The sequence below is a fragment of the Pseudaquabacterium pictum genome (assembly GCF_005403045.1).
Lineage (GTDB): Bacteria > Pseudomonadota > Gammaproteobacteria > Burkholderiales > Burkholderiaceae_C > Pseudaquabacterium > Pseudaquabacterium pictum.
This window is the reverse complement of the sequence record NZ_BJCL01000004.1, coordinates 357,565-367,817: the sequence shown is the minus strand read 5'-3', so window position 1 is coordinate 367,817 and position 10,253 is coordinate 357,565. Positions and strand designations below refer to the sequence as shown.

Annotated in this window: 8 protein-coding genes; 3 read left to right on the top strand and 5 right to left on the bottom strand. The window is 72.5% G+C overall.

Annotated elements, in window-relative coordinates; genetic code table 11:
* Positions 1–226 precede the first annotated feature (226 nt).
* The 3 genes from FFT10_RS11195 (at position 227) to FFT10_RS11185 (ending at position 5,267) form a co-directional block, all read left to right on the top strand.
* Positions 227–1,291 carry an amidohydrolase family protein gene (locus tag FFT10_RS11195; protein ID WP_137732898.1) on the top strand — a complete coding sequence of 355 codons (1,065 nt, stop codon included), beginning with the start codon at positions 227–229 and terminating at the stop codon, positions 1,289–1,291.
* 29 nt (positions 1,292–1,320) lie between these two features.
* Complete coding sequence (locus tag FFT10_RS11190) at positions 1,321–2,454, top strand: zinc-binding dehydrogenase (protein WP_137732897.1); 1,134 nt, start codon at positions 1,321–1,323, stop codon at positions 2,452–2,454.
* 179 nt (positions 2,455–2,633) lie between these two features.
* A complete protein-coding gene (locus FFT10_RS11185; RefSeq protein WP_162520773.1) occupies positions 2,634–5,267 on the top strand; it encodes a CHASE domain-containing protein in 2,634 nt (877 codons plus the stop codon).
* A gap of 31 nt (positions 5,268–5,298) precedes the next feature.
* Here FFT10_RS11185 and FFT10_RS11180 read toward each other — a convergent pair whose 3' ends face one another.
* The 5 genes from FFT10_RS11180 to FFT10_RS11160 all read right to left on the bottom strand — a co-directional run bounded on the left by FFT10_RS11180 (position 5,299) and on the right by FFT10_RS11160 (position 10,212).
* Positions 5,299–5,868 (bottom strand): Crp/Fnr family transcriptional regulator, encoded by a 570-nt coding sequence (locus FFT10_RS11180; protein ID WP_137732895.1) that lies wholly within the window; start codon positions 5,866–5,868, stop codon positions 5,299–5,301.
* Between the two features lie 71 nt (positions 5,869–5,939).
* On the bottom strand, positions 5,940–6,638 hold the full coding sequence (locus tag FFT10_RS11175; protein ID WP_162520772.1) for a DAPG hydrolase family protein: 699 nt from the start codon (positions 6,636–6,638) through the stop codon (positions 5,940–5,942).
* 94 nt (positions 6,639–6,732) lie between these two features.
* A complete protein-coding gene (locus FFT10_RS11170) occupies positions 6,733–8,334 on the bottom strand; it encodes a nitric oxide reductase activation protein NorD (RefSeq protein ID WP_137732894.1) in 1,602 nt (533 codons plus the stop codon).
* A 14-nt stretch (positions 8,335–8,348) separates the two neighbouring features.
* Positions 8,349–9,158, bottom strand: a complete 810-nt coding sequence (locus FFT10_RS11165) for a CbbQ/NirQ/NorQ/GpvN family protein (RefSeq protein WP_137732893.1) — start codon at positions 9,156–9,158, stop codon at positions 8,349–8,351.
* Positions 9,159–9,171: 13 nt separating this feature from the next.
* Positions 9,172–10,212 carry an aliphatic amidase gene (locus FFT10_RS11160; RefSeq protein ID WP_137732892.1) on the bottom strand — a complete coding sequence of 347 codons (1,041 nt, stop codon included), beginning with the start codon at positions 10,210–10,212 and terminating at the stop codon, positions 9,172–9,174.
* Between the last annotated feature and the right edge of the window lie 41 nt (positions 10,213–10,253).

The window sequence follows — 10,253 nt, the reverse complement described above, 5'->3', positions numbered from 1 at the left end:
GGCCGGGAGGGCCTGTTTTGCGGAGGTAGAGGCGGAGTCCTATTCGCCGCTTGCGGCGTGTAGGACGGGGGACATGGAGCAAAACAGGCCCTCCCGGCCCGGCGCGATCGCGCAGAACCAAACGTCCACAACGAGCCCCAACCGGCCGCTCCACAGACCTCTCGGTGACAGCCCGCCCGCAACCTGGCACGGATGATCCGCGCACAACAACCATCAGGAGCGAGACATGGCCAGCCCTCCCGTGCCCGAAAAATCCCGCGAGGCCATCGGCACCGGCATCCTGCCCAACGATGCCTGGCTGGCCTTGGGTCCGGCCGAGGAGATCCTGGCGCCCGACCTGCCCATCGTCGACCCCCACCACCACCTGTGGGACCACAAGCGCCACCGCTACCTGCTCGATGAGCTGCGGGCCGACACCGGCAGCGGCCACCGCATCGTGGCCACGGTGTTCGTCGACTGTGTGGCCTTCTACCGCGCCGACGGCCCCGCCGCGCTGCGCCCGGTGGGCGAGACCGAGTTTGCCAACGGCGTGGCCGCGATGTGTGCCAGCGGCACCTACGGCGAGCTGCGCGCCTGTGCCGGCATCGTCAGCCATGCCGACCTGACCCTGGGCGCCGCGGTGCAGGCCGTGCTGGCTGCCCACATTGCCGCGGCCGGCGGGCCGGGCGGGCGCTTCAAGGGTATCCGCCACGCCGGCGGCTGGGATGCCAGCCCGCTGATCCACAACAGCCACACCAAACCGCCGCCGGGCCTGTACGGAGACGCCAGCTTCCGCCAGGGCTTTGCGCAGCTGGCGCCGCTGGGGCTGAGCTTCGAGGCCTGGCAGTACCACCCGCAGCTGCCCGAGGTGACGGCACTGGCCCGCGCCTTCCCCGACACGGCGATCATCCTCAACCACCTGGGCGGACCACTGGGCGTGGGGCCGTACGCCGGACAGACCGACGCCACCTTCGCGCAATGGCGCACCCACATGGCCGAGCTGGCGAGCTGCCCCAACGTCAGCGTCAAGCTCGGTGGCCTGGGCATGCGCATCGGTGTGTTCGACCACCATGCGCAGCCCGTGCCACCCACATCCCAGCAAGTGGCCGCCGCCTGGCGGCCCTGGGTGGAGACGGCCATCACCCAGTTCGGCGCGCAGCGCTGCATGTTCGAGAGCAACTTCCCGGTCGACAAGGGCGGCGCCAGCTACGCGGTGCTGTGGAATGCGTTCAAGCGCATCGCCGCCGGTGCCAGCGCCGACGAGAAGGCCGCGCTGTTCGAAGGCACGGCCCGGCGCGTGTACAAGCTCTGACCCGATCCCCGACCACACCAGGAGACACCATGACCCTTCCCACCACCGCCCTGCAGCTGCGCTCCACCGTGCAGCCCGACGCCACCCTCACCGTGCATCTGGAATCGGTGCCCGTGCCCACGCCCGGCCCCGACGAGGTGCTGATCCAGGTGCAGGCCACGCCGATCAACCCGTCGGACATCGGCCTGCTGTTCGGCGCCGGCAACCTGGCCGCGCTGACGGTGGCCGGCACGGCCGACCGGCCGGTGGTGACCGCGCCCATCCCCGAGCGCGCCATGCCCGCCATGGCCGGCCGCCTGGGCCAGAGCCTGCCGGTGGGCAATGAAGGCGCCGGTCGGGTGGTGGCCGCCGGTGCATCACCTGCCGCGCAGGCCCTGCTGGGCAAGACGGTGGCGGTGATCGGCGGTGCGATGTATGCCCAGTACCGCGCCATGCCGGCCAGCCAGTGCCTGGCGCTGCCCGCCGATGCCACGGCGGCCGACGGCGCCTCCTGCTTCGTCAACCCGCTCACCGCGCTGGGCATGGTGGAGACGATGAAGCGCGAGGGCCACACCGCCCTGGTGCACACCGCCGCCGCCAGCAACCTGGGCCAGATGCTCAACAAGATCTGCCAGAAGGACGGCATCGCCCTGGTCAACATCGTGCGCAAGCCCGAGCAGGCAGCGCTGCTGCGCGGCATCGGCGCGCAACACGTGTGCGACACCAGCGCGCCCAGCTTCATGGCCGACCTGACCGACGCGCTGGCCGCCACCGGCGCCACCATCGCGTTCGACGCCACCGGCGGCGGCACCTTGGCCGGGCAGATCCTGCAGGGCATGGAGGCGGCGATCAACCGCAATGCCAAGGAGTACAGCCGCTATGGATCGGCGGTGCACAAGCAGGTCTACCTGTACGGCATGCTCGATACCCGGCCCACCGAGATCACCCGCAGCTTCGGCATGGCCTGGGGCATCGGCGGCTGGCTGCTGTTCCCGTTCCTGCAGAAGATCGGTCCGCAGGCCGCCCAGGCCCTGCGTGAGCGGGTGGCCGCCGAGCTGAAGACCACCTTCGCCAGCCACTATGCCCGCACCGTGTCGCTGGCCGAGGCGCTGCAGGCCGACACCATCGCCTACTACACCGCGCGCAACACGGGCGCCAAGGTGCTGATCGATCCGTCGCGGTGAACCGTCCGGGCGTGTGGCGCCAGAGGGCACCGGCCTGATGGCCACATCACCGCAACGGGCCCGCGACAAGTTGTCGCATGGCCCGATCACGGTTCCGCGCAGAATGGCCGGCCTGTCCAACCGGGACGTTCCCTTCCATGCGCAGCATGCCCCTTCGTCCCACGGAAGCGTCTGCGCGCTTGCGCTGGCTTCCAGCGTGGGTGCTCATCGTCGGCCTGGGGCTGACTGCAGCGCTGGGCTTCTGGTCCTTCCACCGTGAAAGCGACCAGCGCCGCACGGTGCTGGAGCGCGAGGCCCGCGAGGTTGCCCGCGCACTGGAAGACAAGGTGCGGGGCTACCTCGACACGCTGCCCGGTCTGCGCGTCTACGGCATGCTGCAGCAGTCGCCCACCGACGCCGAGTTCCTGCACTATGTGCAGGCGCTGTCGCTGCAGGACCGCTACCCTGGCCTGAACCTGAGCTTCATCGCGGAGCTGGTGCCGGAAGACGGGCTCGCCGCCTTCGAGGCGCGGGCCCGTGCCGACCGCAGCGTGCTGCCGCAAGGCCACCCCGAGTTCCGCGTGCACCCGCCCGGGCCGCGGAGCCACTACATGGTGCTGCGCCACCTCTACCCCGACGACCCGCCGTCGTTCGGCTATGACCTCTACGACCCCGGCCAGCGCTACCGCGCCGATGTCGACCGGGCGCTGGCCACCGGCCGCTACGTCGCCACCGGCCCGCTGCAACTGGCGCGCGACCGCAACAAGCCCCTGGACCCGGCGCTGACCAGCATCGTCGTCCGCGCCGCGCTCTACCGCGGCGGCGCCACGCCGCCCACCGAGGCCGGGCGGCGCGCGAACGCACTTGGCGTGGTGGGCGTCGGGTTCCGTGTGCAGCCGCTGGTGAATGCGGTGCTGCCGCCGCACCTGGCACGGCTGATGCGGCTGCGCGTCGTCGACGAGCAGGCCCTGGCCGGCGCGGTCATGGGCCTGCTCTTCGATTCGGCGCCCGACCGCCAGGCCCAGGCGGCGGCGCCGTTCTGGAGCGGCCGCATCACCGTGGCCGACCGCCAGTGGACGGTGACGGCCCATCCGCACGGTGGGGCATGGGCGGGACAGGAAAGCACCGGGATCCTGGTGCTCTTCGGTGCCGGGCTCTCCCTGGCCTTGGCGGCGCTGACACGCACGCTGGCGCAGGCCAATCTGAAGACCCAGGCGCAGCTGGGCGACGCCGCGCAGGAACTGATGAAGGAACGCGACCAGCTGCAGCTGTCGGAGGCGCGCTTTCGCATGCTCTTCGAGCACAGCTTCGACGCCGTGCTGCGCACGCGGCCGGACGGCCGGGTGCTCGCGGCCAACGCCTCGGCCTGTGCCCTGTTTGGCGCCGATGTCCAGACGCTGCAGTCGCTGCCGCGTGAGCGCCTGGTCGATGGGACCGACCCGCGGCTGGCCACGCTGCTGCAGGAGCGCAGCCGCAGCGGCCGTGTGTCGGGCGCGCTGCGCATGCGTCGCGTGGATGGCAGCCTGTTCGAGGCCGAGGTCTCGTCGAACATCTACACCGATGGTGACGGTCAGCAGGCCACCAGCATGATCATCCGCGACGTCACCGAGCGCCAGCGCCTGGCCGACAGGCTGCAGGAACGGCAGCGCCTGGAAGCCATCGGCACGCTGGCCGGCGGCGTGGCACACGACTTCAACAACATGCTGGCGGCCATCCTGGGCAATGTCGGCCTGGCCCAGCAGGACATCCCGCCCGACTCACCGGCCCAGGCGCGGCTTCGGCTGGTGCGCCAGGCGGGCAACCGTGCGCGGCAGCTGGTGCGGCAGATCCTCACCTTCAGCCGCCAGGCCCCGCGTGAACAGGCGGTGCAGCCCTTGCAGCCCCTGGTCGATGAGGCCATGGCCCTGATGCGTTCGACGCTGCCGCCCACGGTCCGCCTGCAGGTGCAGCCATCACCCGTGCCCCTGTGGGCGCGGGTGGACGGCGCGCAGATCCAGCAACTGCTGATGAACCTGTGCACCAACGCCTGGCAGGCCCTGCCCGCCGAAACCGGCGAAGTGCGTGTGGCGCTGGAATGCTGCAGCTTGACCGCGCCCGACGCCCGCCTGCTGGGCCTGGCGGCGGGTGACCATGCCTGCCTGCACGTCGACGACGACGGCCATGGCATGGACGCGGTGGTGCGCGCCCGCATCTTCGAGCCGTTCTTCACCACCAAGCCGCCAGGCCGTGGCACCGGCCTGGGCCTGGCGGTGGTGCACGGCGTGGTCACGGAGCACGCCGGTGCCATCCGCGTGGACAGCGAGCCCGGCCGTGGCACGCGCATCAGCGTCTTCCTCCCGCTGGCCAGCGCCCCGGCCGCCGAGGCGGGCGATGCGCAGCCGCCCGCGACCGCGATGCCGGCTGCCGCGGACCCCGGTGGGATGACCAGCCAGCGCTGCGCACGCATCCTGTATGTGGACGACGACGAGGTGGTGGCCCTCACCGCACTGGCCCTGCTGCAGCGCGCCGGCCACACGGTCCGGGTCGCCGCGAGCGGCGAGGCGGCGCTGGCAGCCCTGGGCGCCACAGGCGGTCAGGTCGACGTCGTCGTCACCGACTTCAACATGCCCGGCCTGTCCGGCCTGGGGGTTGCCGAGGCGGTCCGGCAGGCCTCGCCGGGCACACGCGTCATCCTGGTCAGCGGTCTGGTCACCGACGACCTGCGGCAGCGCGCGCGCCAGCTGGGCATCCCCGAGGTGCTGCCCAAGGAAGAATTGCTGGAGCGCCTGCTGCATGCCGTGCAGCAGGCACTGGCCACGCCCGCCGACGGCCGCCCGCCGGCGCCAGGCGGCTGAACACCGCCACGCCCGGCGCGCTCACAACGTCTCAGCCCCCAGTCCGCCCGATCGCCGAGTGGATCTGCCCGTACATGCGCAGCTGGTCGTCCAGCGCACGCAGGCGCTCGGCCATGTGCTGGGCCAGCACGACCATCAGCCTGGCGGCCACCTTGGGGTGTTCGTCGATCAGCCGCTCCAGGCCGCGGCGGGCCAGGCCGGCGGCCTTCACCGGGGTGACGGCCGTGCAGGTGGCCGAGCGCGGCGCGCCGTCGAGCACGGCCATCTCGCCCAGCACCGAGCCGGCGCCCAGCACCGCGATCGGCACCTCCAGGCCCGGCAGATGGGTGCCGGTCTCCACCGACACCTCGCCCTCCAGCAGCAGCAGCAGGTGGGCCACGGCCTGGGTGTCGCCGGCGCGGAACAGCACCTCGCCCGGCGCGTAGCTCACTTCGCGCAGGTAGGCCACCACGGTGGCGGCGTCCTGCGCATCCAGCTGCACGAAGGCGCGGAAGGTCTGCAGCAGCGCGGTGGCACGGGTGGCCAGGCGCGGGTTGTCGGCGATGGCGCGGGTGCGCGGGGTGGCGGTGAGGACGGACGGTGGGTTGCTGCTCTGTGACATGCCCACAGTGTGTGGCCTGCCGCGGGCGCGCACAAGGCCGCGGATGGGCGTGGCGCCGCGCTGGCGGGCACTCAGCGCCCGGCTTCGTCGGCGTACAGCTGCGGCAGGAAGTGTTCGAACTGGCCCACTTCCTCGACGTTGTGCCGCAGCCAGGCCTCGCCCCGCGCGCGGTTGAAGACGAAGCGGCGGATCAGCGCATTCAGCGGCCGCGCCCAGGCCGAGGGCAGGCCCACGGTCAGGCTGTTGACATAGCGGGTGCCGCCGGGCACGGCCTCGAAGGTGTAGTCCATCGCCGCCAGCGGCAGGCCGTGCACCCGCGGGCGGTGGCCGAAGCCGCCGGCGTCCAGCCGCACGATGCGGCTGCGCACATCCACGGTGGAGGCCGGGTCGGCGCCCAGCATCTCGGTGAGGTGCAGCACCGCGCCGGGGCCGATGCTGCCGTCCCGGCAGCGGGCGTGGTAGTGCACCTGCACATGGTCCAGCGGGTGCCAGACGCGGTAGCGCTGGGTGCGCACGCCATGGTGGGTGATCTCGCCTTCCAGGTGCTGGAACCACCAGCACAGCATCTCGGGCGTGACGCCGCGCACGGTGGCGTGCTCGATCCAGCAGTGCAGGCGGCCGTCGGGCAGCACCCGCAGCCCGCTGCGGGCGCTGGACAGCGGCTTGGGCTGCCAGGGGATCGGCAATGGCGCCGGGGCGCCATGGGCCCCGGTGGCGGAACCCGGCACGGGGCCGGGGCGGGCGTGGGTGGGGGGCAGGGTGTTGTGCATGCCGGCAGTCTGCGCCGGCCGCTGCCGGGCCACATCGCCCGAAGGAGCCATCAAGCACCAGTCGGCGGGCCAGGTGGGCGCCTCGGTCGGACCGTCAGCCCACCAGCCGGCGCAGCGCGCGGGGCAGGGCGGCCAGGTCGGCCACGGTCTGCGTGCCGGCGCGGCCGAAGACGCGCAGTGCCTCGGGCGCCGGCTGGCCGGCCAGGTGCAGGCAGGCCATGCGCACACCCCGGCGGCGCGCGGCCTGCACCGCCTGGCGGGCATCGTCGACCAGGTAGCGCGGGTCGTGCACGTCGATGTCGTGCGGTTGACCGTCGGAGACCAGCAGCACCCAGCGTGCGCCGGCCCGCCCGCCCGCCAGCTGCCGGGTGGCATGCCGCAACGCCGCGCCCAGCCGGGTGGATCCGGCCGGCCGCAGCGCCTGCAGCCGCTGCCGCAGCAGATCGGCATCGCTGGCGCCCGGTGCCTGCAGCGTGTGCCAGCGCACTGCGTGCCGGCCGTGTGAGCGGAAGGCCGCCACGCCGCAGGCCACGCCCAGCGCCTGCAGCGCGTTGGCAGTGGCCGCCACGCCGGCGGCAGCGGCCTGCAGCACGCTGGGCCCGCCCGGCGGATCGGTGCGCAGCGCCGCCGCGGTGGACACCGACTGGTCGATCAGCAGCCACACCGTGGCCCGCGCCGCCACCGGCTGGCGGGCGCGGAAGACACGGCCATCACCCGCCAGCCCGCAGCGGCGCGCCGTCTGCCAGGCCAGCAGCGCCTCCAGGTGGAAGCGCTCGCCATCGGCCGCGCGCCCGCGTGGCGCCAGCGGGCGCGCCAGGGCCTGCAGCGGCGCCAGCAGGCGGCGTGCCAATGGCGCCGGTGCGGCGGGCAGCGGCAGGTCAACGGCCGCGATGGCCCCGGCGGGTTGCTCCACCACCCGCGCCCAGTCGGGCCGCAGGCGGTGGATCAGCCGGTCCCATTCGGGGTGGTGGGTCACCGTCTCGGGCAGCGGCACCTCGCCGGGGTCGGGCTCGGCTTGGGCATCGGCGGGCTGGGGCTGTGGCGCCGGTGGTGGCTGCACGGTGTCGAGCTGGTCGGCGGCCCACATCCAGCGGTGGTCGTCGCGGTAGGCGGGTGACGGGCGGTAGCCCTTGCTGTTGAACGGCAGGCGCATCTGGCCGATGTCATGGCCCAGACGCAGCGCGGCGCTGCGCAGCTCGTCGGGCGTGCGCAGTGCCGGCAGGCCCAGGCCCTCGTCCAGGAAGAACAGCCGCCGGCCCTTGGCCACCCAGGGGTGGGCGTCCTGGTAGGCGGGGTCGGCCAGCGCACGGGCCAGCCGGGCCAGCAGGGCCTCGCAGCCGTGGCCGCTGGCCGGGCTGGCGGTGTGCAGCGGCCGCCACAGCCGGGCCAGGCCGGGCAGCTCGCGCATGGCCAGGGCTTCCACCCGGGCGTCTTCCAGCAGGGCCAGCAGGGCGCGGGCGGTGGGCACCAGGCCGGCGGCGTCGAAGCGGCGGGGCGAATAGACCAGGTGCGCCGCCGCATGGGCCGCGGCGGCGCAGTGCTGTTGCCACAGTGGCTGCGGCGGCAGGTGGATGCCGCCATCGGCGATGTAGGGCGCCGCGCTGTCCAGGTGCAGCGGCGGGGCGGCGTCCCACAGCAGGCGCAGCCACTGGGCCAGCGGTTGCGCGGGCGCGGTGGCAGCGGCCAGGGCGTGCATGCCGGGCGGCCCGGTCAGAACGAGGCGTCCAGCGCCGCATGCAGGGCCTGGCGCACGCCGGGCTCGTCGCTCAGCGCGTCGGCCACGGCCATGGCGCAGGCGGCGCCCACCGCCAGGCCCTGCTGCACCAGCAGCGCCGCATGCACCAGCATGCGGGTGGACGCGCCTTCGTCCAGCCCCTGGCCCTGCAGCCGCCGGGTGCGCACGCCGAAGGCCACGATGGCGGCGCTGCGGCCGATGTCCAGGCCGGATTCGCGCGCCACGATGCCGGCTTCGCGCTCGGGCGCGGGGTAGCCGAACTCCAGCGCGCAGAAGCGCTGCCGGGTGCTGGTCTTCATCTCGCGCGCCAGCGGCGAGGGGTTGTAGGACACCACCAGCTGGAAATCCGGATGCGCCGGCACCACCTCGTCGCGCTGGGCCAGCGGCAGCATGCGGCGGGTGTCGGTCAGCGGGTGGATGACGACGGTGGCATCGGCGCGGGCCTCGACCAGCTCGTCCAGGTAGCAGAGTGCGCCATGCCTGGCGGCCAGGGTGAGCGGCCCGTCCTGCCAGCGGGTGCCCTCGGCATCCAGCAGCCAGCGGCCGACCAGGTCGCCGGCGCTCAGGTCTTCATGGCAGGCCACGGTGACCAGCGGCCGGCCCAGCCGCCAGGCCATGTGCTCGACGAAGCGGGTCTTGCCGCAGCCGGTGGGGCCCTTGATCAGCACCGGCAGGCGCTGCGCGGTGGCCGCCTGGAAGCGGGCCACCTCGTCGCCGGTGGGCTGGTAGAACGGTTCGGCAGCCAGGCGCCAGGCGGCCAGGGCCTGGGCATCGGAATGGGCCATGGCGGCGGCGGGGTCAGCGGTGGCCGATGGTGTCCGGATTCGGGATGCCGGGGATCGGCGCCTCTTCCGTGCCGACGGTGCTGCGGGTGAAGGCTTCCACCTTCTTGCGCGTGCCCTCGGGGTCGTTGATCCACTGGCTGTAGAAGTCGTAGGGGCAGGCGGCCACGCCCTGGTCGCCCTCGCGGCTGTTGATCAGGCCGGTGTAGCCGCGGTGCAGCAGCTTGAACAGGTGGTTCTCGCTCTGGCCGTTCTTGCGAAAGTCGCGGATCAGGTGCTTGCTGAGCGCGGCGTACTGCACGCCCATGTCCTCCTCGCCGCATTCGCCCAGCGTGCGGCCGTCGAAGCCGATGATGGCGCTGTGGCCGAAGTAGCTGTAGACACCATCGAAGCCCGAGGCATTGGCCACCGCCACATAGCAGTTGTTGGCGAAGGCCATGGCCTTGCTGATGAGGATCTGCTGCTCCTTGGCCGGATACATGTAGCCCTGGCAGCGGATGATCAGCTCGGCACCCTTCATCGCGCAGTCGCGCCAGATCTCGGGGTAGTTGCCGTCGTCGCAGATGATCAGGCTGATCTTCAGGCCCTTGGGGCCGTCCGACACGTAGGTGCAGTTGCCGGGGTACCAGCCCTCGATCGGCACCCAGGGCATGATCTTGCGGTACTTCTGGACGATCTCGCCCTGGTCGTTCATCAGGATGAGCGTGTTGTACGGCGCCTTGTGCGGGTGCTCCTCATGGCGCTCGCCGGTCAGCGAGAACACGCCCCAGACCTTGGCCTGGCGGCAGGCGGCGGCGAAGATCTCGGTCTCGTCGCCCGGCACGCTGGCCGCGGTGTCGTACATCTCCTGGCTGTCGTACATGATGCCGTGGGTGCTGTACTCGGGGAAGACCACCAGGTCCATGCCCGGCAGGCCCACCTTCATGCCGACCACCATCTCGGCGATCTTCTTCGCGTTGGCGATCACCTCGGCCTTGCTGTGCAGCCGCGGCATCTTGTAGTTGACGACCGCGACGCCGACGGTGTCCTTGCTGCTGGAAATGTCGCCGTGGTGCATGGCAGGGCCTCGCGTGGATGGAGTGGATGCATCCCAATGTC